This is a genomic window from Mesorhizobium sp. M7A.F.Ca.CA.004.12.1.1, from assembly GCF_003997835.1.
In the GTDB taxonomy this organism is placed as follows: Bacteria; Pseudomonadota; Alphaproteobacteria; order Rhizobiales; family Rhizobiaceae; genus Mesorhizobium.
In genome coordinates this window covers 1-535 of the sequence record NZ_RZRK01001473.1, presented here as the reverse complement: position 1 = coordinate 535, position 535 = coordinate 1, and the positions used below count along the sequence as shown (strand labels likewise).

1 protein-coding gene is annotated in these 535 nt (G+C 64.3%); it reads left to right on the top strand.

What is annotated here, in order from left to right; translation table 11 throughout:
• A partial coding sequence (locus tag EN984_RS37095) for a hypothetical protein (RefSeq protein WP_127384478.1) occupies positions 1 to 402 on the top strand: 402 nt, incomplete at its 5' end.
• Between the last annotated feature and the right edge of the window lie 133 nt (positions 403 to 535).

Below are 535 nucleotides of genomic sequence, written 5' to 3'. Positions count from 1 at the left end.
GCGCATTACGGCGGCACGCGCGTGCACGCCTTCAATGTCCAGCGCGGTGCTGACGGGCCGGGCTTCGGCAGTCCGGGCCTGCGTTGCATGACTTGCCATTTCTCCAGCAATTCCAAGGCATTGCACGGGCCGCCCGGGGCCGAGAACTGGCATCTGGCGCCAGCCGAGATGGCCTGGTTCGGCAAGTCCTCGGCCGAAATCTGCGCCCAGATCAAGGATCCCTTGCGCAATGGCAACCGCAGCTTGAAGGACATCGCGGTGCATGTTCGCGACGACAGACTGGTCGCCTGGGGCTGGGCGCCGGGATCGGGTCGTGAACCGGCTCCGGGCTCCGCCGAAGCGACCTATCAAGCGATCGAAAACTGGGCGGCGGCGGGCGCATCTTGCCCGGTGGCGCAATGATCTTGCAACTTTCAGACTATATTGCGGTGCAACTTTGATGTAGAAGCGCGCTTCGCCGATCACGGCAAATTGAACACGGCCCGGCGCGCACCCATATCGGCGACGCGCCCGCGTTATGAGGACGCTGGCCGAA